Origin of the sequence: Paraburkholderia sp. CNPSo 3274 (assembly GCF_024206475.1) — a bacterium.
Classification (GTDB): domain Bacteria; phylum Pseudomonadota; class Gammaproteobacteria; order Burkholderiales; family Burkholderiaceae; genus Paraburkholderia.
On record NZ_JAMBPR010000028.1, the window covers coordinates 66423 to 92621 of the forward strand.

The following is a 26199-nucleotide window of genomic DNA, read 5'->3' on the forward strand; positions in this document are numbered from 1 at the left end:
GCGAACGAAACAACCAACGTCGCCCCAGCCTCGAAAATCGCGAATCCGGCAACATCCTAAACCTTGGTATAAGCCTTATACGGTTTGCCCGCGCGCATCGAACCCATCGTAGGGCTATGCGACTGCCATGCGCCGCATTATCCTGGTCCCTGCCTGATTCACGTCTACGCGTATGGAGGCCATCTTGGCGAAACCTTCCTTGTTTATGCCGCTGAGAGTTGGCAATCTCGAGTTGGCAAACCGCATCATCATCGCGCCGATGTGCCAGTACTCCGCAAAGCACGGGTGCATGAACGACTGGCATGTCGTGCATCTGGGCCACCTGGCCATCTCCGGCGCGGCGCTGCTCACCATCGAAGCGACGGCCGTTGTGCCCGAAGGCCGTATCACCTACGCAGACGTGGGGCTCTACGACGACCAGACGGAAGCCGCGATGCGGCGCACGCTGGAGGCGGTCCGTCACTGCTCGGATGTCCCTGTCGGCATTCAACTGAGTCATGCCGGGCGTAAAGCCTCAACGGAGGTGCCATGGAAAAAGCCCGGTCAATTTCCGCCCGACCGCGCACTCGGCTGGCAAACCGAAGCGCCCTCGCCCGTGGCGTATGCAGAGAACTACGTTCCGCCTGTCGAACTCGATCATGAAGGGCTTCGCCGTGTGCGTAACGCCTTTGTCGCCGCGACGCATCGCGCACATCGCATCGGCATCGACCTGATTCAGCTGCATATCGGCCACGGCTATCTTCTGCATCAATTTCTTTCGCCGCTCTCCAATCGGCGCAGCGACGAATACGGCGGCTCGCTCGAAAACCGCATGCGATTTCCGCTCGAAGTCTTCGACGAGGTCCGCGAAGCCTTTCCCCGCAACAAGCCGGTCACTGTGCGCGTATCGGGCACCGATTGGGTTGAAGGCGGCTGGGATATCGAGCAGACCATCTCATTTGCCGCGGCGCTCGAAGCGCGCGGGTGTGACGCCGTCCACGTTACGAGCGGCGGCTTGCACCCCGACCAAAAGATTCCAGTGGGGCCCAATTACCAGGTGCCGCTCGCGCGTGCCGTCAAAGAAACCGTTTCGATGCCGGTGGTCGCGGTTGGATTAATCACGGGCTTCGAGCAAGCCGACGCCATCGTGTCGACGGGAGACGCCGATTTCATCGCGCTGGCCCGAGCGATACTCTACGACCCGCGCTGGCCCTGGCACGCCGCAGCGGACCTCGGTGCGCATGTGCGCGCGCCGAAGCCCTATTTGCGCTCGCAGCCTCGCCGCTTCAGAGACCTCTTTGAAAGCGAGTGAGCGCAGAGAATATCGCTAACTGGCGGCTTCGAGCGCGGTCAGCACCTTGACGTCGGGTGCCGAAAGCAGCCAGTTCACGACCTTGGCGCGATAGTTCTGATAGTGCGCGCTCGCCCTGTGCGCATCCATTGCGGCAGGACCATCGTAGGTCTCGAATAAATGGAAGCTCGTTGGCCCTTCCGAAATACGATAGAGGTCGTAGCGCAAATTGCCGGGCTCGTTGCGCGACGCGCTCACCATCCTGAGCAATTCTTCCTCCACGTCCTTAACATGCTCCGGCTTGGGGACGATGCTCGCGAAAACGCTGATATTCATAAACTAGACCTCGAAAATCACTGAGCAAATGCTGCAACCGGCCATCATTTCTCGCCGAACGCTTCCATTCTTTCCCGGTACTCGCCAGGATCGTGCAGCCTTCCGTTGAGATGGCCATCCAGCACGATCCCCATCGATAGCGACGTGGCGTCGATGGCGTTCAGAAGGCGCTTCGCCGCGCGCTGCGCCGACGGCGAGCACGCGAGCAATTCGGACACCATCTCGTCGGTTGCGCTCTCCAGATCGCTATCGGGCACGAACTCGGTCGCAATGCCCCAGTCATAAGCCTGCGGTCCGGGAATCTGGCGCGAACGCATCACGATATCCTTGGTACGGCTCGTTCCCACCATCTTCTGAAGCCGCGCCGAGCCTCCCGATCCCGGCAACTCGCCAAGCCGCTGTTCCGACAACGCATAGAGCGTCGTTTCCGTTGCAAGACGAAAATCGCAGGCCAGCGACAGCTCGAATCCCACCCCAAAGCAGTAGCCGCGATTCGCGGCGATCACGGGCTTGCCGCAGCGCGCGGGCGCAGATACGCTCCACGCCAGCCGCGAAATGCGCTCCGCAGAGGCTTCGGCGAGTCCGCTGAGATCACCGCCCCCCGAAAAATGCTCGCCCGCCGAGCGAAGCACGATCACGCGAACACGGGGGTCTTCGTCCAGCGCCTCGAAAACCACTCGCAATTGTTCGCGCTGTTCCAGGTTCACGATATTGAGCGGCGGCCGGTGCAACACAATATCGGCACGAGCATTCGATTCCGTGAATTCCAGGAGAAAACCATCGAGCTTGCTGAGCAAGGTTTGCGCCGGGTGAACGATCTGGATCATGAATCTGCCTCTCGCGTCTGCATGTCGAATATTTTGAATAGACTGCATCCATCGCGAATGGATGGGGCAAGCCGAATGATCAACTGAGGGCCGGGTGTTGAGCCCAATATGCCACCCGCGCACCGGGACAGGAAGTTAAAAGTGGTAAAGCGTCGTAGTATCGCGCTCGGCTGGCGCCGGTGCGATCGAAAGTGATACGCCGCTTAAAATGCGGTGCGATTGGGAAAGACTTCGGGAAACGAAGCAGCTGAAAATGCTCCTGGAGGGCGACATTCAGACGCCATTCTCACGAGGCGTGACCCCTCCTTCTTCCAAGGAGCACAGCGATGTTCTTACGCAAGCTTTTGCCCATCGTGGCTTTGACGGTCACTTCCGCTCTTGCTATCGCCCCGTCATTGGCTCAAACCGACGCGTCGGCACCCACATCGACAACGGTTAGCAAAAAAACCATTCGGGCCCAGAATCGCCAACTCGAAACCCAGGTGAGGCGCACGCTCACGAAGACCAAGGATCTCGACGCGGGCGGCATCACCGTCGTCGCGCGCAGCGGAAAGATCACGCTCGACGGAACGGTACCGGACGAGGACCAGATTCAGCTCGCCGGCACTGCCGCCGCTGGTGTTGCCGGCGTATCGAATGTGACCAACAACGTGCGCATGCGCGAAGCCGGTCACTGATGTGCATCGTACGGGGGCTGGGCGACGGCTGTATGCGCCGCCCGGTTCGCACGACGCGGCGCCTTTCGGAATTGCATCATGAAAATCGCGTTCGTTATATCGGCTTCTCTCGTGACGCTATCGGTTAGCGCCGCACCCGCTTTCGCAAGTGGATACGGTCCAGCGCCGTTTTATCGGCCCGATGTGAGCAGCTACACGCCGCATTGGCGGCATGCCCGGCAGACACAAAGCGATAGCGCGCCCCGCAAGGACGACAAGGCGACAGACTCCGTCGGGCAACCGGAAAGCGATCCGGCACCCAGCGCCCCGGCCACATCCGTCAATTAGCGCCGAGCAGGTCGTGCGACGTCCCGTCGATGATTCCCAGCATCTCGGCCTTGGAGAGGAACTCGCTGAGGGTTTTTGTTCCGAGGCGTCGCATTCCCTCGCCGCGATAGATCTTCACCGTGATTTCAGTGATGCCCAACTCGTCGGCGATCTCGCGATTCGATGCGCCACATGCAACGCAATGCATGACCTGCCTCTGACGCGGCGTCAATTCGAGCCAGCGGCTTTTGATGTCCTGTGCCGCCGCGACATCCTCGATCCGTCGCCGATCGAGGTCGACGGCCTCCGCTATCGCTTCGAGCAGATCCTGGTCGCGAAAGGGTTTAGTCAGGAAATTAACCGCGCCCGCCTTCATTGCTTTCACCGTCATCACGATGTCGCCATGACCGGTGATGAAAATGACGGGATGCGCAATGCCGCGCTGCGAAAGTGCCTGCTGCACCATCAGTCCGCTCGCGCCGCGCAGGCGGACATCCAGCACGATACACGCGGGACTGCGAATGGCGCCGCTTTCGAACGCATCGATCAATGCCTCGCCGCGTGAGAACGCGCTTGCTTTCATTCCCACCGACCTTAGCAGTTGCTCTAGCGACTCCCTGACATCGTCGTCGTCGTCGACCAGGAAGACAGTTGGCGCCTCACCGCTGTGGGTGACAGCATGCTTATCGCTCACTGAAGTGCCCCAAAGGATTCGACAGAGCTAATATATACCGGCGTTATCGCCACCGCCATGCAAACCCATTAGCGCGGTCAAATCAGCGAGGCGCCAAACGACCTGGAATACGGCGCATCGGTATGATGATAGTTATTTAGACCATACGTGCCGCAATCATGTCTTCTTTGCCAACTGCGCTTTGAGCGCGTCAAGTCCGTCTTCATAGATTTGCGCGAAAAGGCGCGACGCTTCCTGCTCCGTCACGCCAACCGGCACAAACTTGCCCGACCACTCGACGCGGCACGCCGTTGCGCCCTTGTCTACCACGCTCAACGTCGAAACATAATCGGTCACAGGAAAGGGCGCTTTCAGGATTGCATAGCTGTAGCTGCGCGAAGCTTCGCTGTACGAAAGCATGCGCTCGACAATCGGATCACCGTCTGGATTGGAGAGATGACGCACACGGCCGCCATCGGTCAATTCGCTCTTCGGAATATAGGGCAACCAGTCAGGTAAGGAACCGAACCCGCCTATCAACTGCCAGACCTTTGCCGCCGGCAACGTGACGTCGAGCGCTGCGAAAGCTTCAGCCATGATCTCCCCCTACTTGCTGTCGATGGGTAACGGCGCCAGCGGCGATACCAAGCCCTGCTCCCGCATTTCGCGCCAGAAGTCATCGGGAATCGGCACCTTCAGCGCGGCGACGTCTTCCGCGATACGCTCGGGCCTGCTCGCGCCCGGTATGACCGCGGCCGTGGCTGGATGCGCGAGCACGAACTGCAAGGCCGCCGCCTTGACCGGAATCGCGTAGCGCTCCGCGAGCGCCTGGATTCGCGCTACCTTTGCGAGGATTTCCGGCGAAGCCTTCTGATATTCGAAATGCGCGCCGCCGGCCAGCACGCCCGAGCTATATGGGCCGCCAACAACAATATCGACCCCTTTCTCGAGCGCAGCGGGCATCAACCGCTGCAGCGCGACTTCGTGATCCAGAAGCGTATAGCGCCCCGCTACCAGCATGCCATTGGGCTTCGCATCCGCGAGCCCGAGCGTCAGCTCGATCGGTTCGACGCGATTCACACCGAGGCCCCAGCCTTTGATGACGCCCTCGTCGAGCAGCTTCGACAAAGCGCGAAATGCACCGGTACGAGCGATTTCGAATTCCTTGAGCCACGCGTCGCCATGAAAGTCCTGTGCGATGTCGTGGACCCAAACGAAATCGATGCGATCGACCTGAAGCCGTTTCATGCTGTCTTCAAGCGATTGCATGGTGCCGCGCTCGGAGTAGTCGTAGAGAATTTTATTCGGCAGCGCGAACTCGAACAGTCCGCCCTTTTCGCCAAAATCCCGCTTACCGGTTTCAACTTCATCGAGAATCAGGCGGCCGACTTTGGTGCTGAGAATATAGTCGTCGCGTTTGTGTTTCGACAGCGCTTTGCCGATGCGCAACTCGGAGAGCCCCGCGCCGTAAAACGGCGCGGTATCAAAATAGCGTACACCTTGCTGCCACGCCGACTCGACCGTTTCCAGCGCTTCTTCCTCGGGAATATTGCGGAACATGTTTCCGAGCGGGGCGGCGCCAAATCCCAGCGGACCGTTCAACAAACTGCTTCGAATACTCATGTCTGACTCCCAGTCTGGTATGAGTCTCCCTTGTAGTTGACCGAACGATACCGCCGCATCGCCCGCAATACCAGCCATACGACCGGCTGCGCCGTGACGTGGAAAGCGCTGCTGCCTAATACTTTGGTTTAAGGCCGAAAATTCATGACTCGCGTGCGCGTGAGTCGGCGCAATGGGCAAGCCGATCGTGCGCTATGAGCGGCGGCGTGTTGGCGTGCGAGGCACCACACCCAGCATTTGCGCCTGGCGGACAAGATCGACCACCGAATGAATGCCCATCTTGCGCATGACCTGTCCGCGATGCAATTTCACCGTGATCTCGCTGACATGCATTTCCTCGGCGATTTGCTTGTTCAGCAGACCGGCCAGCACGAACTCCAGCACTTCGTGCTCTTTCGGCGTCAGCGCTTCGAAACGTTGGCGCAGTTCGGCCAGGGCTGAATCCGAAGAGAGGCGTGCCGCGTCGCGCGTGAGCGCTTGCGCCACCGCGTCGAGCATGTCCTGCTCACGAAACGGCTTCGTGAAGAAGTCCACCGCTCCTGCTTTCATCGCCTTGACCGACATCTCGACGTCGGCATAACCGGAAATGAAAAGGATGGGAATATGCGGCGCGATTTTCGCTATCGACCGCTGGAACGCGAGCCCGTTTTCTCCCTTCAGCCTCACATCGAGAATGAGGCAGCTCGGAACCTCATCGCGCGCAAAATTCACGAACGCGTGCGGCGAATCGAAAAGCTCTACGCGATGTCCAACCGAGCGAAGCAGGCCGCCTAGCGCGAGTCTCATTTCCTCGTCGTCGTCGATCACGTAGACAACCGACGGCCCTGGCGTGCCGCTGGTATCCGCTGTGGTCGACCTGGCCATGATAGTCATCCGGCTTTCCTCAGGCGTCACGGCGCTCGCGTGTCACGGCAGGCGCTTGCACCGCTCGCCACACGCTGCATTCGTAAGAAAACGATTAAGGACTGACGACTCTACCCCGATTCCATTGTAGCAGCGCGCCAAAGCCACAAACTTGCCCGAAGACAGTCGACATTATACGAACGTATGGTTATCGAAAGTCGTTTGTCGGACTAGTCTGCGAGGCAGATCTTCTGTTTCCCATTTGGGGGCACACCGTGACTCCTGTCGCCCTTGTTTCAATAGTCGAAGACGACGAATCCATGCGGATGGCAACGGCCAGCGCCATCCGGTCGATGGGTTGGGAAGTCCTGACATTCGAATCTGCGGCCGCATTTCTGGATTCGGGCGCCGTTGGACAAACACACTGCCTCATCAGCGACGTCACCATGCCGGGCATGTCGGGCATCGAAATGCATGCATGCCTGCTGGCCAACGGCTACGCCCCTCCGACTATCTTCCTCACGGGCTATCCCACCGCACGCGACGAAGCGGTCGTCCTCGCCAAGGGCGCGCTGGCCTATCTCACCAAACCCACGGATTTCAATATCGTCGCAAGCAACGTCAAATGTGCGCTTGATAAAGCGAGGTCTCCGCGCGCAGATTGAAGCGCCGCGCCTTCTTTAGTTCACCTTCGTTCAACCCAGGTTGCGAGCGCGAAACGTGACAGCAAAAACCAGCAAGCCCGCGAGCGTCAACGCAAACCCCGCCCAAACCGCGGACAGCAGGCCCCAGCCGGCTCCGATCGCTAGCGCCCCGGCCCAGGCACCAAGCGCATTCGCGACGTTCAGCGACGCGAGATTCATTGCCCCCATCAGCGTCGATGCTTCAGGCGCGAGCCGCGTGAGACGAACCTGAATGGTCGGAATGGCGCCCATCATGGTCGCGCCGACACCAAACAGCGACAGCATCAACACCCACACCGAGTGGCCGAACAGCGCTAGCAGCACCAATACGGCGAGCGCGGAACCGAAGCCCAATAACAGCCCCAATGCGTCGTGCTTGTCGGCAACGTGTCCTCCTGCGGCATTGCCGAGCGTCATGCCGACACCGAAGAGCGCCAGCGCAACCGGAATCGCCGACGCGTTCAGCCCGGCAACGTCGGTAACGAAGGGGCCAATAAACGTGTAGACCGCGAAAATACTGCCGACGCCCAACGCGGCGACGCTCATCATGACCCAGACCGACGGCTTGCGCAGCGCGCCGAGTTCCTGCTTCAACGGGCCGCCGTTCAACGCCTCGTTCACCGGCACCCAGGCCCACAACGCGGCAAGCGCCAGCAGCGCCAGCGCGCCTACGGCAATATAAGTTTCGCGCCAGCCGAGTGTCTGCCCGAGGAATGTCGCGAGCGGCGCGCCGAAAATCGTCGCTATCGTAAGCCCGGTCATCACGAATGCAAACGCCTTGCCCGACGCGCCGGGCCCAACGATATAAGACGCCACAAACGCGCCGGCGCCGAAATACGCGCCTTGTGGCAAACCGCTGATGAACCGCGCGACTGCGAGCATGCCGATCTGGGTCGCCGCGGCAGAAAGCAAATTGCCCGCGGCGAACACCGCCATCAGGATCAACAAGAGCGTGCGCCGGTTCAGCCTTGCCGCCGCCAACGTCAACACCGGTGCGCCAATGACCACGCCAAACGCATAGGCCGTGACTGCATGTGTTGCGCGCGGAATTCCAATATCGAGGTCGGACGCGAAGAGTTGCAGTATGCCCATGCTCGCGAACTCTGAGGTGCCAATGCAAAAGCTCCCGAGCGCAAGCGCGAACAACGTGCGGCCACGCTTCTCTGCCTCCGACTCCTTCGTGCAATGGATTTCAACGGCTTCGCACTCCGCCGCGTACGCTTTTTCATGCATGGCAAATCCCACGGCCGATCACAGGCATGCGGCCTCTATCGCCGCGCCGCAGTTCCTCAAAAGCTTAGAAACCGCGCCGGTGAAATGACAGTAAATTTCGGTTAAAAAAGGTAGCTCCGCTGCGTTGGGCTCCGCGTCCCCTTCCGGGCCGCGCGTCGCCCGTTTTTCTGCGCAATTTGCGCGTTCATCGAGAAAGAACACTTGCCGCACCGCCGCCATACTGGTTTCGCGTTGTCGATCGTGTTCTACCCGAAGTCGTTGAGGTTGTCATGAAAGCCGAAGACAGTTACTTTGCACAGGCGGAATTCCCGCACTCCTTTGCCGACATTGATACGAGCGAAACCGCCGTGCCGGCGCGAGTTGCGCTTGGAACGATGTCAAAGGCGTCGATTGTCATGGTCTGGCTGTGGGCGCTTTTCGAAACCCGCTGGGAACTCGCAGGCGAGACGGAAATCCTTCCCGTCGTGGCTGTGCTCGTCGCCAAGGTGATCCTCACCGTCATCGTGATCTGGACACTGCGCCGCGCGCATCTCGCGCTCGCCGTGTTTTCGTTCTGCTGTGCCGTGAGTATCATCGTCATCTCCATGGCGCTGCCGCGCATGTATTCGCTCTCGCCGTGGTTCTTTTGCCTCTCGCTGGTTGAAACCGTCCTCAAGACGGCGGCGCTGGCCTCGCTCGCGTTCGACTACTTCGGTCCTGACAGCATGGTTGAAGAAGCCGAGCCACCCTGGCGGATGAGGTAGACCCGGCTATCGCTCATGGCAGTACGTCAAGCTATCGAATCGACGATGCCGCCCTCCACTTTCAGTGCGGCACCCGTCGTGGCCGAAGCCTGCTGCGAGCAGACGTAAATCACCATATTGGCCACTTCTTCGGTCGTCGCGGCGCGCCGGATAATCGACGAACCGCGCGTACTGATGACAAATTCGTTGAGCACCTGGTCCGGCGTCTTGCCTTGCGCTTTCGCGGTCGCGGCGACCATATCGAGCGCGCCTTCCGAGAGCGTCGGCCCGGGCAACACCGCGTTCACGGTCACGCCGCTATTTGCGGCGAACTTTGCGACGCCGCGTGAAATGCTCAATTGGGCTGTTTTCGTGAAGCCATATGCGAGCATATCGGGGGGAATCGCCAGTCCCGATTCGGAGGAAATAAACACGATTCTCCCCCAGTGCCGGCGCATCATGCCATCGAGATAGGCACGCGTCATGCGCACGCCAGACATCACATTGACCTGAAAGTATCGCTCCCATTGCGCGTCCGCCGTGCTCAGGATATCGCCGGGCCCGAAGAAACCAAGGTTGTTCACGAGGATGTCCGCTTCGGGCACGTCCTCGACGAACGCAGTGACGCCTTCAGGCGTGCCGAGATCGCACGCCACTCCGCGCACGTTCGCGTCAGGCACGCTGGCCTTGATGCGCGCGATAGCGCTGTCAACTGCGTCCTGTTTGCGTCCATTCACGATCGTCAGTGCGCCACATGAAGCGAGCCCCGTTGCAATTGCGAGGCCGATGCCGGAGCTGGATCCACTGACCACCGCTCTCTTTCCACTCAAATCGATATTCATCTCGATCTCCACGAAAACATTGGCGCGATACGCGCGTTGACTGCATACGCGAACCGTGTGCTCGATATTAAGACGCGCCATTCGATTTGTCAGAGAGGGGTACGCGCCGATTCGGGCAAAGCCGCAATTCCCAGCGCATTCTGAAAAGCCGCGATTGGCAGGCGGTGCGAATATGACCTCACCGTGATTCAAGCCAGTCGAGGAGGCGAACATGAAGCTCGTGAAAGCAATCATTCTTTTTGCCGTGCTGGTGCCTGCGCTTTCTCAGGCGCAATCCAGCATGCCGACAAATGACTCAACCCAAAGCGGGTCTCCGGGTATGCAACAAATGCAGAACGGGAATACACAAGGCAACAGCGAATGTGTGGGTCCGCACAGCTACTGCAATCTCTTCACTGGAAGTTAGCGGCTTCAGACATTGCCGTATGACGGCTTCGTCTACAGGGCGGGTTCAGCGATATGGATTTACGTATTCTCACGATGATCGTCGTCGAGCTGGGACTATCGCCCGCCGTTTGCCTCGCACAAGCGGCATCAGGACCATGCACGCGAGCCGAGGTGCTGCAGCATCTCTATGACCTGGAAAGCGAAGGCTTTTGGCCCACCCAGGCGTCGAATCTTCGCTTCCCCCTCAACATCGAGGCGGCCGAGGCGCGGCTCGCAGCCCGGCAAGCGGCACAGACGCAAGAGAGCGGCGATTCGCCAGCGCAATCCCCCGCGAACCCGACTCATTGCTTTCGCTGAACATTCGCGCGCGACTTCTTGCGTGGCTGCATGTCGGTTTTTGCCTCGGGCGGCGCGAACAAACCGGGAAGCCGTTCCGCGTAGCGCCGTGTAATCGACTCCAACTCACCGCCGTCAGCAAGTTTCTGCAGTGCATAGGCGCGCGTGGTATTGAGCAAACGATATCGTGTGATCGACCCGCTCACGTCGGCTGATAGAAGCGATTTTTCGACGAGCTGGGCCACGCCGCCAATGACATCGCTCGCGGTGATGTCTCCATCTTCTGCGAGAGCGCTCGCAGCTTCGAGCGTAAACGGGCTGGCGAACAACGAAATGCGTCGCAGTATCGTACGCTCCACTCTCGGCAACAGCTCGTAACTCCATTCGAGCGCGGCTGCGAGCGTCCGATGACGCAACAGCGTCGTACGCCGGCCCTGATTCAATAGCCGTCTGCTGTCATCGAGTAGCAACGACAACCCGCGGAGACCGAATGCATCGAAGCGCGTCGCGACCAGCTCGATCGCGAGAGGCAGGCCGTCCAGATTCCGGCAGATTTCTCCAACGATCGGCGCATTTTCGTCGCTGAGCGCGAATCCCTGCTGGCCCGCAGCGGCGCGTTCGGCGAACAGCTGGACAGCGGAGAACGTCAGCGCCTCCGACGCCGTGAGCCCGACGGCGTCCGGCGGACTTGGCAACGGCAGCAGCCGGTGCAAATATTCGCCACTGGCGCGAAGCGATTGACGGCTTGTCGCCATGATGACGACATTCGGTGCGCCGCGCATCACCTGTTCCACGAACAACGCAGCCTCGTCGATCACGTGTTCGCAGGTATCGAGCACGATCAGCATCTGCCGCTCGCGAAGATGCGCCATGATCGCCGAGCGTTTATCTGCACTGCGAATGATCAGACCGAGCGCGCTGGCAACGGCGGCAAAGAAGGCGCCCGGTTCCGCTACCGGCCCGAGATCGACGAAGCTCACGCCGTGCGCATAGTTGTCCTGCGCGCCTTGCGCCGTGCACAGCGCCACTGCCGTCTTGCCGATGCCGCCGGGGCCGACGACCGTCACGAGGCGTTGGCGCGACAAGGCATCGCCAAGCCTCTCGATCGCATCTGCGCGGCCAATCGTGTTCGTCGGCATCGCCGGAAGACGGCAAGAAGCCTGAGCCGCTCCGTTTCGCCGCGCCGACACCTTTTGCTCCACGTACTCGACCGGCGCCACGAAGATGTAACCGCGCCCACTGATCGTGGCGAGATACCGATTTCCGCGCAGGCCGTCTCCAAGCGCCCTGCGAAGCGCTGCGATATGGACCTTGAGATTGCCTTCGTCGACCACGGCGTCCGGCCATGCGCGCGCAATCAGGTCGCTCTTGCTGACCAACTCGCCCGCATTCTCGACAAGCGCTGTGAGAAGAAGCAACGCGCGGCTGCCGATATGCACGGGCGCTCCATCTTCGAGCAGCAATTGCTGCCCGGGAAGCAAGCGAAACGGTCCGAACGAGAAGGCCCCCGCGACGCCCGGCGATGGGGTTGAGGCGGGCGGGCGCGGTTTCATGGTTGCACACCGCGAGGGATTGACCGGCATCGCATAACGCCCTCCTGATTGGCAAAAAAGCACGCGCCAGCGGAGCGGATCAATGACGTCTCGCGGCCGGACTGGCTTATCCTTCATTGAAGGCGCGGGTTGCTGGCGCGTACAGCGCGCGGGCATCCATTTGCAGGAATTGACGCGAATCTCGCAGGATTCGACGCCATGGCGGCTGGATGCCGATCAAGGCCTATCTGGACAACGCTGGATTCGGGAGGAACGGCTAAGGCGTGGTGCGCAGAAGCCGCCGCTGCGTTAGGGCAATTGAACTGAAGAATTTACGATTGGCCCGATGCGACCAGGATGCGGCCGCCCACGATCCGCACCCGATGCGGGTTCAATTGCTTGCCGGCGGGGTTGATCCCGCGGCCGCTATGTGCGCAAAACTCCCACCGGTGATTCGGGCACACAATAACGCCATTGGCGAATTCGCCGTCGCTAAGCCGGGCGCCCATATGCGGGCACCGGTTCTCATACGCGCGAACCGCACCGTCGATATTGATCATCAGGAGCGGCCCGAACACGGACTCCACAGCGACCATCTCGCCGATCCAGAGGTCGTTCGAGTCCATGACGTCGATCCACGACAAGTCCTCCGTCATCACGTCCTCGTTTCGGTAGTCTCCATCACATTGAGCGTCGGCTTGCCGCGAAACTGATTCGCGTATTGGCTCGGGGCCTCGCCAAAATAACTGGTAAAAGCCTTCACGAAATGCGACGGACTCGCATAGCCCGTGCGAGCAGCGGCTTCGCTCACACCCCAGCCCTCGCGAATCATCAACACGCGTGCGCGCTCCAGCCTTAACTGCTTGAGGAAATGATACGGCGAGACACCGATGATCTCCTTGAACGAATGCGCGAGCGTCGACGTGCTCGCCCCCACCGCGCGGGCGATATCGTCGATAGTGATCGACTTGTCGAATTCGGACTGCATATAGCGAATCGCAGCGAACACCTTGCGCGACGTTTTCCCGTACAGCGCTGCGGTAACGAGGCGTGGCGCCTGGTCGTGACGCAGCAACCGGAACACGATCTCCCGCAGAAACAGCGGTCCGAGCAGGCGGCGTTCGCTATCGTCGTCGAGCGTTTTCAGAAAGCGCAGGACTGCGTCGCGCAGGTCGCCGTCGAATTTCGACACATAGGCTTCTTCTTCCTCGTCGTCCGCGCCTGCCTGCGCCTGCAGCCCAGGCAGGCTTTCGATCAGCACTTCGGCGACTGCCGCCGCCGGAATCTGCAAGATCATCGAAAGAAACGGTTGCGCGGGAGAGCCTTCGAGAATCTCGGCCTGCAAGCGCGTCGCTCGATTGATCAGAAAATAGTTTGCGGGGTCGAAGAAGTACTTGCGTCCGTTGATCGTCACGCGTTTGCGTCCCTGCACGACTATGCAGAATGCCAGCGAGGCCGTTTGGTCCCAGTGCGGCGCCACCGGGCTTTCGAAGCGGTAGAAAGTGAGTCCGGTCCATCGGCACGGATTGGCGCCAGGCGCCACGGCGTATTTGTCGAACAATGCGATCAGCGGGTCGCTGAGCAGCGGGGCCATGTATTGCGGCGCGGCCGACGATTTCGTGGGGCGATTCGCTGCAACAACGGTTTTATCCAGGTCTGCGGAAATGCCGGCTGCTTCGAGGGACGCGGCAATTGCATTGCGTGCCGCCTCGAGCGTCTTCAATTCTTCCTGCCCCGGCGACGATACGCTGGTGAGCAACGTCGCGAGGCCGCCGGCGGCATCCTCGGCGCGGGCGCGCCACTTTTTGACCCAACGCGCAAAACTGCCGACGTTATCCGGGTTGCGCGCGATCGCAAAGCGCGCAAGCGCGCAACTCCAGCGAGCGGCGCGAGCAGAGTCCATCGCCAGATTTGTGAGCAGTAGCCAGGTCAAGTCGTCGCGATTCTTGCGAGCAACGTTCGCGAGTTGTGCAAGCAGAACTTCGTCGAGCGCCGGGCGCAACACGAGATTCACCGCGGTCAGGCACTCGGCCCAATCGTAGGTTATCAGCGCGGTCTCCAATGCTTTCCTCGCGGGCTGCCAACCCAGATCTGCCTCCCAGATACGCCGCGCTTCGACCAGTACATGCACGTCGGGACGGGCGAGTTGCAACTGGCGCGTCCGGTACGCAATCAGCGAGCCACGCCGCAACAGGTCGCCGGCCGCAAACGCAGCGCAATTCGTGATGTACGACGAAGGCGCGATCGTGCCCAGATAGGCTTGCGTCATCTGCAACCCGTGAACCGGATAGCGAGTCGGTATGAGCACGCGTGCCAGCGTGTCCAGCCAACGGGCCGAGATGTCACTGTCATGCGCAGTGCGCTCGTATTGGTCGAGCACACCTTTCATGACGCTTTCCTGTTCGTCCTGGGTCGTTACGTACTTGCGGTACGTCATTTCGTCCGGGTCGCGGAATTCGTTCCACTCTGCGACCTGCACCGGCGACTTGTCGCGATACGTCAAGTACCACATGTTGGCGGGCGTTGTTGGATTCAACTCGAAGGCCGCCGTACGGCGCTTGCGCAGCGTGTAATTCACTTCGTGCGTGACGATTTCATATTCGCTTGGCATGCGGCGAATCTCGCCGAACACGCTCCATGTGTGCAACGGTCTCGCTTTAGCATTCGAGGCGGAGTCGTCCATTATCTGCGTCCTTATGTTCAGCGCCCATGCATTACGCCTTCGACATCAGACCGTGTACCGCCATGTCACCTCGTCCGACGTCGTCTCGATGCGCCCGGCAAACGAAGCGAGCATCTGCTCCAGTTCCCGCATCTGGTACGGCCTTCCGACCTGCCGCTCGATCGAATCCCGGCTCACGCGAAGAAACCCTTCCGCCTGCACCCGTATGTACGCGCCGCGATCGACCAGTTCGATTTCCCGATTCGGGTTGTCCTCCACGATTGCGCGCACCACGGCATCGACGTCATCGACCATGCGCAGCACGGGTCCCACGAGGTTCGCTGAACGCGTCATGTTCCGCTCCGCTCACTCCGCGTAGCGCACAGTCAGACATTGCAGTGCATCGATACCGGCACCTGTGACCGTCTCGCTCATTGGCAACGCGACGCCGTTGAAATAGACAACCATCGGCGCGTCTCTTCGCGGAACCCGGATACCGACCGATTGTGCGGCGACCTTCTCGGCGACCTCCGCGATCGTGTCGGTGTCACGCACGAAAACGAGCTGGGTAACGATATCGCCAATGAACAGCGCGTTGATCGCCAGGGTAGTGGGCTGCGTATTTCGGGTTGCATTCATATCAAGCCTGCTCCGCGGTTTTATCGTCACGATACGAGTACGCCCACGCGTAATTCTTTGCATCTTTCCCCATTACCTCGGGCGTGAGGCCCATGTAGTCGAGAACGCCCTGGAGCGTTTGCGGCTGCACTTCTCCACCCAGGAGCCGTTCGACCACGGTCTTCTGGTGAATAGTGTCCTTGTCTTCCCACCAGATCTGCCGGCACGGTTTCGAGCAGAAATGGTAGGTGTAGCCATTGTGTTCGAGCGGATAGCTGCGCACCGGATACCGGTCGTTATTGGGCGCGCCCGCGGTCCCGATAGGCAGATGACAGCAGTTGCATAACCAGGGAAGCGTTTTTGGCAGCGTTTTCTCTTCCTGCCCGCTATTGATGTTCGCAATGATCGTGTCCCAGCCCGGGCCGAATTCCTTTTCCCAACGCGGGTACTTTTCCCGCAGCCAGGCCCGTTCGTCTTCGCTCACACCGCCCTGTGGCTTCCACCAGACTGTGGGACGCCAGAACCAGATTCCCATCTGGAGCGAATGGTGCCAGATGTCGAGTCCATCGATGAATTCCTGCCAGAACCAGGGCCGCTTCAGACCGTACTCCTGCAAGGTGCGCTGGTACTGATCGACGACCCACTCTTCCATGAACTCTTTGTATGACAGTTTCCGGTGCTCGAGCGGCGTGTAGTAATCCATGCAAATCCCGCTGATCACCGCGAAAAGCCGCGCGCTGATCCAGAACGTCTTGTCAATCAGCCACTGCGCCCGTTTTGGATCGTGCCGCATCAGTATTTCTATCGTCGGATGGCCCTGTTGCGCGTGGCGCGCCTCGTCCGTCTGCACGGACGAAATCATGTTTGCAAAATTGATGTCGGCGGAACTGAGCGCATCTGCCGCCAGCCCGATGAACTGAACGTTGGTAAATGCGGTTTCGAACGTAAACGGCAATTGAATGGCAATATCAACCGCGCTCGGATTCACCATCATGCCGTCGAATGCAGCCCGCCCGGCTACGGCCACCCATTCGTCGGTGTGATAGGCCTTGAGCGCCCAATCGTATTGCTGGTCCCTGCTGATGAATTCATGGGCGAACAGCAAGTCAAGCTGAGCGTGACGAATTTCATCGAGCGCACCGAACATCGCCATCTGCCGCCACGCAGGAGCCAAACCAAAGCGCGCCATACGCAATTCCGCGAGCACAGCCAGGTATTCGATCAGCGAGACCGCACCGTAGTGAATCTTCGAAACCGACTTCCAGCCCTCGTCGAGCTGCTCGAAGATCGACGACCGCCGCAATGCCGACTTCACGGCATAGGCCGAGGCTTCCTTCTCACGCTGCGTTGCAACGTATTCCGGATAGGTGATCTTGTACGGTTCGTCCCACTGCTTCCATGCGTCGATCGGCACCTTTCCGGTGCCGGACAACCATTCGGGAAAAACTGCATCCTGGTCGACGTACGAGAGCGTCCATTCGACGTCGCGATAAACGTCGTACCAATCTTCACGCCTGAGTGAAGTCATCAATATCTCCTGCGCCCTACCTCGCTGAACCTGCTTGTCGCGGGGCATCAGTCACATTCGAGCCGTCCGAGTTGTCGATACCAGTCCGCGGTGTCCCAATAGGCGACGATGTCGTCGATCAGCCCTTCGCGATTGACATGGAAGAGAAAGAGGTGGGCCAGATCGTAATGCATGCCGCTGTTCGCGAGCGTGCCGAACGCCTTGGCCTGGGTTCCGGAGATCGTGACCTCGACCGCCACGTTGCCCTCGTCGTCGTTGCCAATCCATTGCACGTCGTTGGTCAGGTCGGGAAAGGCGTCGATCAACGACGACCACCATGTTTTCCCGACTCCGCGCACCTTACCGTCGCCACGAATCACGCGCTGCTTGCGCATGACCTCGGCCGGCACATAGCGAAAGTTCGCGTTGTCCACACACGCGTCGACCATGCCCTCGACGTCCTGGCGTCGATATGCGTCGAAAAAACGGAGCACCGCGCCGTTAGCGCGCTGCCCGGTGGTAATCGCGCGACGTTCCGGGACTTCAGGCATGGATGTCTCCTTGTCCGATTCGACAAAGCGCGACGAATCAGAATGACGTGGTGATCGTTACGCGGTCCAGACGCCGTACGGCAAGTCGCCGGTATAGCTGGTTTTGGCACCAGAATAGCTTGACCGCCTCGATGCGATCGCTACGTGTATGCAGCAGCCACACTTCGTCGAGATCGATATGTTTTTCCTGATTGATCACGCCTAGAAATTCGCCAGCCTGCGTGCCATCGAAAGTCGTCTCCACGGCCACGACATCTTCATGCGTTGCGAACATGCGCCGCGTGCTCAACGTCAAGTCTGGAAACGCGGAAAACCAGTTCTCGAAGAATCTGCGCCCTTCGGCGTGAATAGGGCCATCGAGCGCAAGTGGAACGATGTGAATGGAGCAATGGGGGGAACAGGATGTGAGGGCGCCGTCGACATCATGTCGAGCAAGACAGCCAATGAATGCATGGGCGACTTCGAGGGCAATGTTCATGCCGCACTCCCTTGCAGGGCACCGAGTTTGCGCAACACCGCTTCCGCACAGGCTTCATCGGACATCTGATTCTGCGCCGTCAGCAAATGACGGTCTACCACCACATGAGACACCCACGGAGGCGCTTCATCATAGACAACGCCACGATTCTTCAACTCGCTTTCGAGAAACCACGGATGCCGCTGCAGTCCGACAATCGCCTGGTCTTCTTCCTCATTGCTGAATGCCGCCACCCGATATCCGTCGAATAGCCACCCGCCGTCGGGACCGTTGCCAACCGAAAGCAGCGCGGCGGGTCCGTGGCAGAGCAGAGCGATCAGGCGCCGCCGGGAATGCGCGAGGCGCAGCACGCGTTCGACATCGCGGTTGTCCGGCAGATCGACGATCGCGCCGTGACCGCCCGGAATGAACACTGCGTCGAACGAATGAATCTCCTCGTCCGACAAGCTGCGGAGGTCGTATGGCGCGTTTAGCGCACGATCATTTTCCAGCGAATGGGCGCAGGTTTGCGCTAAACGTTCGCTATCGTGCTTCACTGAATCGGCCAGAACTTGCGCCCGCGCGGGCGGTACGATCGCGCTGATTTTCGGCCGCGCAGCGAGCGCTTCGAGAAAGCCGATATCGTGTTTCCAGCTTTCCTTTGCCGCCGCTTCTACATTGGCGCGGGCCAGTCCGTGCTCGACATTCGCAAACGTCAATGCCTCGTACACGCGACGCGATGCGATCAAGTCGAGTTCCGTAAAGTGATGCAGCGTAAAGCGAATCCCTTCCGGATCATCGGCGAAGGATCTTACGATTGCGGCGAGAAAGTCCCTGTCCGTGTCGGGATAGTGAAATCGGGGCTCCAGGCTGAAGGGGTCCGCAATTCCGGGCCGCCCGTCCACCGTGTGAATTCGCACGTCCACGCCGGCAGCGCGAAAACGCCTAAGCGGCGTGTAGACTTCATCGGCCCAGTAGCCGGTGAGCAACGAGTCGCCGCCCTCGAGCGGAAGCTCGCGTGCGCTGGAAACGATCATCAGGATGCGCCGCATATTGGGCCTCCTCCTCGACTGATTTATAGTCTCCGGGGAAATATCCTGCAATACGGCGCGCCAAATGCCCATTCCTGCAACGCCCGGGCCTCGAAACCGTGCGGCGCGCCTGCTCGAAACGTATGAAAAATCGAAACTTGCGAGCGAGGCCTTCGCCAGGCTATGGAATGACGCTCGCAAGGGGAGTTGACTGCGGAATTGCAAACACGGGCATCTGCGCAAGCGGTTCCCGGCGACGATCCTGATGCCAGTTCGGGGCTCAATCATGCATAGATTGCCAATCAGCCACGGGCTGAGCGATGAGGCACACCCAACCGCCGAAACTGGAGTGGCTTACCGGTTCGGTTCATTCCGCCTGATTCCGTCACAGAAGACATTGCTCGATGGCGACACGCGCGTGCTGATTGGCGGTCGAGCGCTCGACTTGCTGACCGCGCTCGTCGAACGTCGGGGGGAGCTCATCAGCAAAAAGGAGCTCATGGCTCGCGTCTGGCCGAAAAATGTCGTGGAGGAAGGCAATCTCAAGGTGAATATCGCGGCCTTGCGCAAAGTCTTGGGAGACGAGCCCCAGGGCCAGCGTTTTATCGCGACGGTGGTCGGCCGCGGCTATCAATTCGTCGCGCCCGTCGAACGCGAAACGATGTCGGGCGCCGTAACACCGCCGCAATCGCGTCCCCAGGTTTCGCACAACATTCCCGCCGCATGGGTTCGCCCGATCGGACGCGCGAAGACGATCCACGACCTGCTGAGGCGGCTCTCGCGCTTGCGGCTTCTGACGGTGGCAGGCCCCGGAGGGATAGGCAAAACAACGGTCGCGCTGGCGGTTGCCCGCGAAATGGTCGCGCTGGACGAACACGACGTATGGTTCGTCAACCTTTCCCGGCTGTCCGACCCGAGCTTCGTGCCCCATGCCGTCGCCAGCACGATCGGTCTGGTCGTTCACTCGGACGACATCCTGCGAGCGCTGACGAATTACCTCCGGCTTCGGAATCGTCCACAGCTCATCGTGCTCGACAGCTGCGAACAGATCGTCGAGGCAGCAGCCATCATCGCCGAGCATATGATCGCGGCGGCCCCGCAAATCCATGTTCTTGCGACCAGCCGCGAGCCGCTGCAGGCAGTTGGCGAATACGTGTACCGGCTCGAGCCGCTCGAAAGTCCCCCCGACTCGGCACACCTGACGATCGACGCCGCGCTTCAATACCCCGCTGTCGAGCTTTTTATCGAGCGAGCCATTGCCGCACGCGGCGACTTCCTGCCGTCAGACGAAGATGCGCCCGTTGTCACGCAAATCTGCCGGCGCCTGGACGGCATTGCCTTGGCAATCGAGCTTGCGGCAACGCGTCTGGATGCCTTCGGCGTTCGTGAATTGCTCAACTTGCTCGACGACCGCTTTTCCGCGCTCGCGCAGGGGCGACGCACGGCTCCAGAGCGGCAGAGAACTTTGCTGGCCACACTCGACTGGAGTCATCAGTTGTTGCCCGCGGTCGAACGGCTCGTGCTGCGCAGATTGGGAATATTTCCAGGCGTCTTTTCGCTCGGGTCTGCGGCTGCTGTTGCAGGCGACGAAAACCTGCCTTACTCCAGTGTGATCGATGCGGTTGCAAGCCTCGTGTCGAAGTCGATGCTGTCGGCAAACGTCGCCGACGATGCGTTGCGATATCGTCTTCTCGACACGACTCGTGATTACGCGCGACGTAAGCTTGCAGATGCGAATGAGCTGAACATGGTCTCCCGTCGCCACGCCGAGCATTTCCATGATTTGTACGCGCGTGTCACAGACTGCTGGAACAGGCCGCCCGATACACGATGGCTGGCAAATCACATACCCACGATCGACGACGTTCGCGCCGCACTGAACTGGGCGTTCTCTGCGCAGGGAGATACATCGCTTGGCATTGCGCTCACCGTTGCCGCGATTCCTGCGTGGATCCGACTTTCCTCGCTAGACGAATGCCGCAGTCGCATCGAGCACGCACTTTATCGGGCGGATGCCCGCTCGCCCACGCTCGACAGGCAGCGGATGAAACTCTACACGGCACTTGCCGCCTCGGCACTGTATACGCGCGGCATGGTCTCGCAGGTCGACGCTGCATGCACCGCTGCACTGGCCATTGCGGAACAGCTTGACGATGAGGAATACCAGTTACGTTCATTATTCGCCGCCTGTTGTGGCCTGGTGTATTCAGGAAGACACCGCGCCGCTGAGGAACGGCTGCAGAAGTTCCGCTCCATTGCATTCACGATACAGAATGAGACCGCGATGTCGGAAGGCAACCGGCTCACAGCGTTCGCGTGGCACCACATGGGCAAGCAAGCCGAGGCTCGGCGGTTGCTCGAGCGCGTGCTCGAGTGGTACGACTCACCCAACCATCGATCTCAACTCTCCGACAACCACGTAAAGGGACGCGAGGGAACCCGTTCGTTGATAGCCAGCGTCTTGTGGACGCTGGGATGCCCAGAGCGAGCGCTCAAGGAGGCGCGCCGGGCTCTCATCGATGCACAAGAAAGCGACCATACTTTGCCGATTGGGTACGTTCTCGTGTTTGCGTTCATTCCGCTCGCGCTCTACGCAGGAGATCTCGTCTCGGCTGAGGGTGCCCTGAGCACATTGCAAGACACCGTAGCAAAGCACGGCTGGCCCTCTTCGACGCAATGGCGCGTGGTCTTCATGGCGCGCTTCTGGTCGAGATAGAGAACCCTGCCGGGCTCCCGATCCTCTCCGAAGCGTTAGCGCAACTCGAGCGCGAACATATCGGAATGCGTTATCCGATGTTTGCGGGGATGTATGCCCGGGGCCTTCTGCGCTTTGGAGATCACGTACGAGCGCTAACGGCGATCGAGGATGCATTGGTGTGGTCAAAGGCGCACGATGAACTGTGGTGCATATCGGAGTTGGTAAGGATCAAGGGCGAAATACTCGCCACGTCCGACGAACTCGATCCGCGCGGCGTATCCGAAGCGCTTTATCTCCACGCCATCGAAGTCGCGCAGCAGCAAGGCGCGCTGTTCCTGGAACTACGAGCGGCGAAGAGCCTCGCCCGCCTCAAGCTCAGGCAAGGCAAAACCGCGCTGGTGGAGTCCGTGCTTTCGCCGATCTACGACAAATTCACCGAAGGATTCGAAATCGTAGATTTAAAGGAATCGCGGGAGTTGCTCGCCAGTGTTCGCATAGCGTCCCGAAAATTCGACTGACAAGAGCCCCCGCTTGTCACGTCGGCATATTCGTGAATTGCGGAACATCCAGATGGTTGAGCCATTTGTACCGGCGCTTCGTGTACATCTCCAGCACCGGCTGAATCCCATCGGGATTGTTCAGGCTGCCGATCATGACGAACACCGTATCCGGAAACGCGCCTGAATTGTTTGAAAAGAGTCGAGATCCACACTCAGGACAAAAATTGCGATCTATCCTCTTACCGGAGTCGGCTATGTAGGAGAACGAGCGCGGTTGTCCGGTCAGCAGCTTGAAATCATCTGCGGGAATGCCGAAAAACGTCGCCATGACCCCACCACTAGCCTTCTGGCAATCCAGGCAATAGCAATCAGCAATAAACGTGGGATCGGCATCGAACTCGAACTTGACAGCTCCGCATGCACATCGACCTGCGTATTTCTTCGGCATGGCCTGTTACCTCATCAGTCAGGGAAACAGAGATTTCATACTGCAGCAGCACATTTCATCCGGAGAATTTCTTCGCTAATGAATTCGTGGAAACGAAATCTGAAAACGTGCAAAGCACACCCGCCTGGAGCCGATCAACGCTCGAGCTTCGCGTCCATCGTGATGGCCGCGTTCAAGACCTTCGACACTGGGCAACCGGCTTTCGCATCTGCGGCGGCCTTGTCGAACACTGCCTTGTCTCCGCCGGGGATTTTCACCACCACGTCCAGGTGCGAAGCGGTCACCGCAAAGCCGCCATTTATCATGTCGAGCGTGACCGTCGCTGTCGTGGAGATTCGTTCTGGCTTGACGTTTGCTTTACCCAGTTCAGCCGACAGCGCCATCGAAAAACATCCGGCATGCGCTGCCGCGATCAGCTCTTCGGGATTGGTGCCGATACCGTTTTCAAAGCGGGTCGAGAACGAATACTGTGTGTCCTTGAGTACGCCGCTATCCGTGGATATCGAGCCATTTCCGTCTCTCAGCCCCCCCTCCCAGACCGCAGATGCCTTGCGCTTCATTCTGCCCTCCTGTCTTGTCGGACTCGAAACCATTTCGCCAGCTAACGTTAATTCAATTCGGCTGATCCGCGCCGCTACTCGTGCGTGTACGCAAGCCATCCGATTGCGATATCGTCGGTTCAGCACCGCCTCGACTACGAGCCGGCACGTTCTGGATAACTACGCTACACTGCGGTATCCGTCGCGCTTGAACCTTCGCCATCATGTCGTCGGTCTTCCGTATCGTTTCGTGGTCCATCCGTCACCGGATTAGCGTGATCGCGTTATCGCTCGTCCTTGCGCTGCTGAGCGGTTATTACGTCTCCCATCACTTCAAGATCAACACTGCTACGGACCGGCTATTGACTGTCGACAAGCGGTGGGACGCCTTGTCCAGGTCGTTCGATCGCGCCTTTCCGCAACGAGGGGGCTCCGTTCTCGTCGTGGTCGAATCGAATGCGCCGGAATTCGCCGACACCGCCGCCAGCGAGCTTGCCAATGCGCTGCGAAAGGACACGCACCGGTTCGTTACAGTGACGCAACTGGGTGCCGGTCCATTCTTCGAACACAATGGGTTGCTTTTTCTGTCTTTGCGCGACGTACAGTCAACGACGTCGCAGTTGACGCAAGCGCGCTCATTGCTCAACGCGCTCGCCCATGACCCAAGTCTGACCGGTCTCTCCAACTTGTTGACGACGACCTTGCTATTGCCGCTGCAAATCGGTCGGATCAAGCTGAGTCAGATGGCTCCCCTTCTCGATCAAAGCGCGGATGTCATAGATCGCGTGCTAGTGAACCAATCCGCCGCCTTCTCATGGCGTTCGTTGACCGATCCCCATACGAAGTCACCTGCGCGCGCATTCGTACTCGTGCAGCCCGTGCTGAATTACGCATCGCTGAGGGCCGGCGGCGACGCAACGGCATTGATACGCGACACGGCGACCTCGCTGCATCTCGATACGCGATTTGGCGCACACGTGCGCCTTACCGGCGAACAACCGCTCGCCGATGACGAATTCGCATCGGTTCAGGACGGTGCGGCATTCAACGGCGCCGTGACACTTCTCGTCGTACTTGGCATTCTCTGGGTTGCGCTTCGGTCCGCCAAACTGGTACTTGCCGTGTCCATCTGCCTCGTCGTCGGGTTGCTTATCACTGCAGCTCTGGGTCTGGTGATGGTGGGCGCGTTCAACATGATCTCGGTCGCATTCATGGTGCTCTTCGTCGGCTTGGGCGTCGACTTCGGTGTGCAGTTCACTGTGCGGTATCGGGAAGAGCGCTACAAAGACGATCGTATCTTCGCCTCATTGATGAATACGGCAAATACGCTAGGCGGCCGCTTGACCCTCGCCGCCATTGCAGTGGCCATTAGCTTCTTTTCGTTCATTCCGACTGCTTATCGCGGAGTGTCGGAACTGGGCAAGATCGCGGGAGTAGGAATGATCGTCGCCTATGTCACCAGCGTGACGCTCTTGCCCGCGCTCATCAGCGTGCTACAGCCAGGAGAGGAAAGAGCATCGCCGGGCTTCCGGCAGCTTGCAGGAGTCGACGAATTCCTCGACAGGCATCGCAAAGCCATGTTGGCGGTGGCAGCAGTTGCCATTCTCGGCGCGTCACCATTGTTGCTGCACCTGCGCTTCGATTTCAATCCATTGCATCTCAAGGATCCACACACGGAATCGATGGCAACACTGCTCGCTCTGAAAGACTCGCCCGAAATAGGCATTAACAATGTACGCGTCATGGCGAATTCCCTGACCGAAGCCGATGAGATCGCCGCTCGCTTGTCAAAGCTGCCGCAGGTGGGCAGAACGGTCACGCTAACCACTTTCATCCCGACAGACCAGCCAGAGAAACTCACCGTAATCGCAAACGCTGCCCGGGTATTGGAGCCCGTCCTGGCGCAGCCGCCCGCGCCGCCGGCAAGCGACGCCGTTCGCGTCGACGCTTTGCGTCGGGCGGCGAACCAATTGTCGCTTGCGGCAGAGGATCATCCCGGGCCTGGCGCCGCAGAGGCGAAGCGACTCTCGCAAGTGCTGACCCGTCTCGCCGACGCTTCGAGCACGACACGCGACCGCGCCGACCATGCGATGACGGCACCGTTAAAGATCGCACTCGCGCAGTTGACCGCTCTTCTCGATCCTGCTGAGATAACCCGCGCCAATTTGCCGACCGGGCTAACGAGAGATTGGGTTGCCGCCGACGGCAAGGCGGTCGTGGAAATTTCCCCGAACGTCCCAAGCGGTATCGACCCAAATGATGACGCGATGCTGAGACGCTTCGCTAACGCCGTGAGCGCTGCGGAGCCGAATGCGATCGGAGGTCCGATCTCGATTTTGTACGCGGCTGACCTCGTCATCAAGGCATTCCTCCAGGCGAGCGCATACGCACTGGTAGCGATCGTCGTCATCCTATGGATTGCGCTGCGCCGGGTCGGCGACATCCTTCGAACCGTTGTGCCGTTGCTCGTTTCTGCGCTTTTGACACTCGAATTATCCGTAGCCATGGGCCTGCAACTGAACTTCGCGAACCTCATTGCGTTGCCGCTCATGCTTGGCATTGGCGTCGCGTTCAAGATCTACTATGTGATAGCCTGGCGAGGTGGCGCAACACGGCTGCTGGAATCCAGTCTGACTTATGCAGTTGTGTTCAGCGCAGCGACAACGGGCGCAGCGTTCGGAAGCCTGTGGTTTTCACATCATCCCGGAACATCGAGTCTGGGTGCTTTGCTCGCGCTGTCGCTTGTGTCTACGCTTATTGGCGCAGTGGTATTTCAGCCGGTGTTGATGGGACGGCCTCGCGCCGCTCAGTTCAAAACGATGGCGTCAGCTGACTGATATCGCTCCTCTGTAAAAGTGGCGGCGGCGGCGGGCGTCGATATGACTCGACGCAGCGACT

General features: G+C 59.7%; 28 protein-coding genes. 9 read left to right on the top strand and 19 right to left on the bottom strand.

The genetic code is table 11. From position 1 onward, the window contains the following. The first annotated feature begins 184 nt into the window (after window positions 1-184). Window positions 185-1291 (top strand): NADH:flavin oxidoreductase/NADH oxidase, encoded by a 1107-nt coding sequence (locus M3I54_RS20180; protein WP_254339055.1) that lies wholly within the window; start codon window positions 185-187, stop codon window positions 1289-1291. Window positions 1292-1306: 15 nt separating this feature from the next. Here M3I54_RS20180 and M3I54_RS20185 read toward each other — a convergent pair whose 3' ends face one another. Together M3I54_RS20185 and M3I54_RS20190 are read right to left on the bottom strand one after the other, a co-directional pair. Beyond that, entirely contained in the window at window positions 1307-1606 is a 300-nt protein-coding gene (locus M3I54_RS20185; protein WP_254339057.1) for a putative quinol monooxygenase, read from the bottom strand. A gap of 44 nt (window positions 1607-1650) precedes the next feature. Beyond that, entirely contained in the window at window positions 1651-2433 is a 783-nt protein-coding gene (locus tag M3I54_RS20190; protein WP_254339059.1) for an enoyl-CoA hydratase/isomerase family protein, read from the bottom strand. 326 nt (window positions 2434-2759) lie between these two features. On the opposite strand from M3I54_RS20190, the gene M3I54_RS20195 reads away from it, so the two are divergent. After that, window positions 2760-3110 (top strand): BON domain-containing protein, encoded by a 351-nt coding sequence (locus tag M3I54_RS20195; protein ID WP_254339061.1) that lies wholly within the window; start codon window positions 2760-2762, stop codon window positions 3108-3110. Between the two features lie 319 nt (window positions 3111-3429). Here the strand turns inward: M3I54_RS20195 and M3I54_RS20200 are convergent, their stop codons facing one another. The 4 genes from M3I54_RS20200 to M3I54_RS20215 all read right to left on the bottom strand — a co-directional run bounded on the left by M3I54_RS20200 (window position 3430) and on the right by M3I54_RS20215 (window position 6585). Next, window positions 3430-4110: a response regulator transcription factor gene (locus tag M3I54_RS20200; protein ID WP_254339063.1), complete on the bottom strand. Its 681-nt coding sequence runs from the start codon at window positions 4108-4110 to the stop codon at window positions 3430-3432. Between the two features lie 156 nt (window positions 4111-4266). Further along, window positions 4267-4686 carry an SRPBCC family protein gene (locus M3I54_RS20205; RefSeq protein ID WP_254339065.1) on the bottom strand — a complete coding sequence of 140 codons (420 nt, stop codon included), beginning with the start codon at window positions 4684-4686 and terminating at the stop codon, window positions 4267-4269. Between the two features lie 9 nt (window positions 4687-4695). Beyond that, window positions 4696-5712 (bottom strand): aldo/keto reductase, encoded by a 1017-nt coding sequence (locus M3I54_RS20210; protein WP_254339132.1) that lies wholly within the window; start codon window positions 5710-5712, stop codon window positions 4696-4698. A 192-nt stretch (window positions 5713-5904) separates the two neighbouring features. Beyond that, on the bottom strand, window positions 5905-6585 hold the full coding sequence (locus tag M3I54_RS20215; RefSeq protein ID WP_254339067.1) for a response regulator transcription factor: 681 nt from the start codon (window positions 6583-6585) through the stop codon (window positions 5905-5907). A gap of 245 nt (window positions 6586-6830) precedes the next feature. Between M3I54_RS20215 and M3I54_RS20220 the strand changes: the two genes are divergently transcribed. Beyond that, a complete protein-coding gene (locus tag M3I54_RS20220; protein ID WP_254339069.1) occupies window positions 6831-7220 on the top strand; it encodes a response regulator transcription factor in 390 nt (129 codons plus the stop codon). Window positions 7221-7250: 30 nt separating this feature from the next. On the opposite strand, the gene M3I54_RS20225 is transcribed toward M3I54_RS20220, so the two are convergent. After that, complete coding sequence (locus M3I54_RS20225) at window positions 7251-8471, bottom strand: MFS transporter (RefSeq protein ID WP_254339071.1); 1221 nt, start codon at window positions 8469-8471, stop codon at window positions 7251-7253. Window positions 8472-8740: 269 nt separating this feature from the next. Here M3I54_RS20225 and M3I54_RS20230 point away from each other — a divergent pair, with 269 nt between their 5' ends. Then, window positions 8741-9214, top strand: coding sequence for a hypothetical protein (locus M3I54_RS20230; protein WP_254339073.1), 474 nt, complete (start codon window positions 8741-8743; stop codon window positions 9212-9214). 26 nt (window positions 9215-9240) lie between these two features. Here the strand turns inward: M3I54_RS20230 and M3I54_RS20235 are convergent, their stop codons facing one another. Continuing rightward, entirely contained in the window at window positions 9241-10035 is a 795-nt protein-coding gene (locus M3I54_RS20235) for an SDR family NAD(P)-dependent oxidoreductase (protein WP_254339075.1), read from the bottom strand. A 211-nt stretch (window positions 10036-10246) separates the two neighbouring features. Here M3I54_RS20235 and M3I54_RS20240 point away from each other — a divergent pair, with 211 nt between their 5' ends. Both M3I54_RS20240 and M3I54_RS20245 read left to right on the top strand, forming a co-directional pair. Further along, window positions 10247-10441, top strand: coding sequence for a hypothetical protein (locus M3I54_RS20240; protein ID WP_254339077.1), 195 nt, complete (start codon window positions 10247-10249; stop codon window positions 10439-10441). 53 nt (window positions 10442-10494) lie between these two features. After that, window positions 10495-10779 (top strand): hypothetical protein, encoded by a 285-nt coding sequence (locus tag M3I54_RS20245; RefSeq protein ID WP_254339079.1) that lies wholly within the window; start codon window positions 10495-10497, stop codon window positions 10777-10779. Here the strand turns inward: M3I54_RS20245 and M3I54_RS20250 are convergent. The 9 genes from M3I54_RS20250 to M3I54_RS20290 form a co-directional block, all read right to left on the bottom strand. After that, window positions 10764-12311 carry a winged helix-turn-helix domain-containing protein gene (locus M3I54_RS20250; RefSeq protein WP_254339081.1) on the bottom strand — a complete coding sequence of 516 codons (1548 nt, stop codon included), beginning with the start codon at window positions 12309-12311 and terminating at the stop codon, window positions 10764-10766. The genes M3I54_RS20245 and M3I54_RS20250 overlap by 16 nt on opposite strands. A gap of 311 nt (window positions 12312-12622) precedes the next feature. Further along, entirely contained in the window at window positions 12623-12946 is a 324-nt protein-coding gene (locus tag M3I54_RS20255; protein WP_254339083.1) for a Rieske 2Fe-2S domain-containing protein, read from the bottom strand. Then, window positions 12946-14973: an AraC family transcriptional regulator N-terminal domain-containing protein gene (locus M3I54_RS20260; protein ID WP_254339091.1), complete on the bottom strand. Its 2028-nt coding sequence runs from the start codon at window positions 14971-14973 to the stop codon at window positions 12946-12948. The genes M3I54_RS20255 and M3I54_RS20260 overlap by 1 nt, the downstream gene beginning before the upstream one ends. Before the next feature lie 45 nt (window positions 14974-15018). Further along, complete coding sequence (locus tag M3I54_RS20265) at window positions 15019-15306, bottom strand: MmoB/DmpM family protein (RefSeq protein WP_254339092.1); 288 nt, start codon at window positions 15304-15306, stop codon at window positions 15019-15021. A gap of 12 nt (window positions 15307-15318) precedes the next feature. After that, complete coding sequence (locus tag M3I54_RS20270) at window positions 15319-15591, bottom strand: toluene-4-monooxygenase system B family protein (RefSeq protein ID WP_254339094.1); 273 nt, start codon at window positions 15589-15591, stop codon at window positions 15319-15321. A 1-nt stretch (window position 15592) separates the two neighbouring features. Beyond that, on the bottom strand, window positions 15593-17098 hold the full coding sequence (locus M3I54_RS20275) for a toluene monooxygenase (protein ID WP_254339096.1): 1506 nt from the start codon (window positions 17096-17098) through the stop codon (window positions 15593-15595). Window positions 17099-17145: 47 nt separating this feature from the next. Next, a complete protein-coding gene (locus M3I54_RS20280) occupies window positions 17146-17628 on the bottom strand; it encodes a nuclear transport factor 2 family protein (protein WP_254339098.1) in 483 nt (160 codons plus the stop codon). A gap of 37 nt (window positions 17629-17665) precedes the next feature. Further along, window positions 17666-18106: an ester cyclase gene (locus M3I54_RS20285; RefSeq protein WP_254339101.1), complete on the bottom strand. Its 441-nt coding sequence runs from the start codon at window positions 18104-18106 to the stop codon at window positions 17666-17668. After that, window positions 18103-19209, bottom strand: coding sequence for a DJ-1/PfpI family protein (locus tag M3I54_RS20290; protein WP_254339103.1), 1107 nt, complete (start codon window positions 19207-19209; stop codon window positions 18103-18105). The genes M3I54_RS20285 and M3I54_RS20290 overlap by 4 nt, the downstream gene beginning before the upstream one ends. A gap of 256 nt (window positions 19210-19465) precedes the next feature. On the opposite strand from M3I54_RS20290, the gene M3I54_RS20295 reads away from it, so the two are divergent. Beyond that, on the top strand, window positions 19466-21832 hold the full coding sequence (locus M3I54_RS20295) for a winged helix-turn-helix domain-containing protein (RefSeq protein ID WP_254339105.1): 2367 nt from the start codon (window positions 19466-19468) through the stop codon (window positions 21830-21832). Then, window positions 21793-22332 carry a hypothetical protein gene (locus M3I54_RS20300; RefSeq protein WP_254339107.1) on the top strand — a complete coding sequence of 180 codons (540 nt, stop codon included), beginning with the start codon at window positions 21793-21795 and terminating at the stop codon, window positions 22330-22332. The genes M3I54_RS20295 and M3I54_RS20300 overlap by 40 nt, the downstream gene beginning before the upstream one ends. 16 nt (window positions 22333-22348) lie before the next feature. Here the strand turns inward: M3I54_RS20300 and M3I54_RS20305 are convergent, their stop codons facing one another. After that, window positions 22349-22762 (bottom strand): GFA family protein, encoded by a 414-nt coding sequence (locus M3I54_RS20305; protein ID WP_254339108.1) that lies wholly within the window; start codon window positions 22760-22762, stop codon window positions 22349-22351. A gap of 134 nt (window positions 22763-22896) precedes the next feature. Beyond that, window positions 22897-23322 carry an OsmC family protein gene (locus M3I54_RS20310; protein WP_254339110.1) on the bottom strand — a complete coding sequence of 142 codons (426 nt, stop codon included), beginning with the start codon at window positions 23320-23322 and terminating at the stop codon, window positions 22897-22899. Between the two features lie 203 nt (window positions 23323-23525). On the opposite strand from M3I54_RS20310, the gene M3I54_RS20315 reads away from it, so the two are divergent. After that, window positions 23526-26138: an MMPL family transporter gene (locus M3I54_RS20315; protein ID WP_254339112.1), complete on the top strand. Its 2613-nt coding sequence runs from the start codon at window positions 23526-23528 to the stop codon at window positions 26136-26138. The last annotated feature ends 61 nt before the right edge of the window (window positions 26139-26199 follow it).

Excerpts from the sequence above, each read along its gene's own strand:
- M3I54_RS20185 (WP_254339057.1), bottom strand. The coding sequence starts at position 1,606 with ATGAATATCAGCGTTTTCGCGAGCATCGTCCCCAAGCCGGAGCATGTT.
- M3I54_RS20190 (WP_254339059.1), bottom strand. The coding sequence starts at position 2,433 with ATGATCCAGATCGTTCACCCGGCGCAAACCTTGCTCAGCAAGCTCGAT.
- M3I54_RS20195 (WP_254339061.1), top strand. The coding sequence starts at position 2,760 with ATGTTCTTACGCAAGCTTTTGCCCATCGTGGCTTTGACGGTCACTTCC.
- M3I54_RS20205 (WP_254339065.1), bottom strand. The coding sequence starts at position 4,686 with ATGGCTGAAGCTTTCGCAGCGCTCGACGTCACGTTGCCGGCGGCAAAG.
- M3I54_RS20210 (WP_254339132.1), bottom strand. The coding sequence starts at position 5,712 with ATGAGTATTCGAAGCAGTTTGTTGAACGGTCCGCTGGGATTTGGCGCC.
- M3I54_RS20215 (WP_254339067.1), bottom strand. The coding sequence starts at position 6,585 with ATGACTATCATGGCCAGGTCGACCACAGCGGATACCAGCGGCACGCCA.
- M3I54_RS20225 (WP_254339071.1), bottom strand. The coding sequence starts at position 8,471 with ATGCATGAAAAAGCGTACGCGGCGGAGTGCGAAGCCGTTGAAATCCAT.
- M3I54_RS20230 (WP_254339073.1), top strand. The coding sequence starts at position 8,741 with ATGAAAGCCGAAGACAGTTACTTTGCACAGGCGGAATTCCCGCACTCC.
- M3I54_RS20235 (WP_254339075.1), bottom strand. The coding sequence starts at position 10,035 with ATGAATATCGATTTGAGTGGAAAGAGAGCGGTGGTCAGTGGATCCAGC.
- M3I54_RS20240 (WP_254339077.1), top strand. The coding sequence starts at position 10,247 with ATGAAGCTCGTGAAAGCAATCATTCTTTTTGCCGTGCTGGTGCCTGCG.
- M3I54_RS20245 (WP_254339079.1), top strand. The coding sequence starts at position 10,495 with ATGGATTTACGTATTCTCACGATGATCGTCGTCGAGCTGGGACTATCG.
- M3I54_RS20250 (WP_254339081.1), bottom strand. The coding sequence starts at position 12,311 with ATGAAACCGCGCCCGCCCGCCTCAACCCCATCGCCGGGCGTCGCGGGG.
- M3I54_RS20255 (WP_254339083.1), bottom strand. The coding sequence starts at position 12,946 with ATGACGGAGGACTTGTCGTGGATCGACGTCATGGACTCGAACGACCTC.
- M3I54_RS20260 (WP_254339091.1), bottom strand. The coding sequence starts at position 14,973 with ATGGACGACTCCGCCTCGAATGCTAAAGCGAGACCGTTGCACACATGG.
- M3I54_RS20265 (WP_254339092.1), bottom strand. The coding sequence starts at position 15,306 with ATGACGCGTTCAGCGAACCTCGTGGGACCCGTGCTGCGCATGGTCGAT.
- M3I54_RS20270 (WP_254339094.1), bottom strand. The coding sequence starts at position 15,591 with ATGAATGCAACCCGAAATACGCAGCCCACTACCCTGGCGATCAACGCG.
- M3I54_RS20275 (WP_254339096.1), bottom strand. The coding sequence starts at position 17,098 with ATGACTTCACTCAGGCGTGAAGATTGGTACGACGTTTATCGCGACGTC.
- M3I54_RS20280 (WP_254339098.1), bottom strand. The coding sequence starts at position 17,628 with ATGCCTGAAGTCCCGGAACGTCGCGCGATTACCACCGGGCAGCGCGCT.
- M3I54_RS20285 (WP_254339101.1), bottom strand. The coding sequence starts at position 18,106 with ATGAACATTGCCCTCGAAGTCGCCCATGCATTCATTGGCTGTCTTGCT.
- M3I54_RS20290 (WP_254339103.1), bottom strand. The coding sequence starts at position 19,209 with ATGGGCATTTGGCGCGCCGTATTGCAGGATATTTCCCCGGAGACTATA.
- M3I54_RS20300 (WP_254339107.1), top strand. The coding sequence starts at position 21,793 with ATGGCGCGTGGTCTTCATGGCGCGCTTCTGGTCGAGATAGAGAACCCT.
- M3I54_RS20305 (WP_254339108.1), bottom strand. The coding sequence starts at position 22,762 with ATGCCGAAGAAATACGCAGGTCGATGTGCATGCGGAGCTGTCAAGTTC.
- M3I54_RS20310 (WP_254339110.1), bottom strand. The coding sequence starts at position 23,322 with ATGAAGCGCAAGGCATCTGCGGTCTGGGAGGGGGGGCTGAGAGACGGA.
- M3I54_RS20315 (WP_254339112.1), top strand. The coding sequence starts at position 23,526 with ATGTCGTCGGTCTTCCGTATCGTTTCGTGGTCCATCCGTCACCGGATT.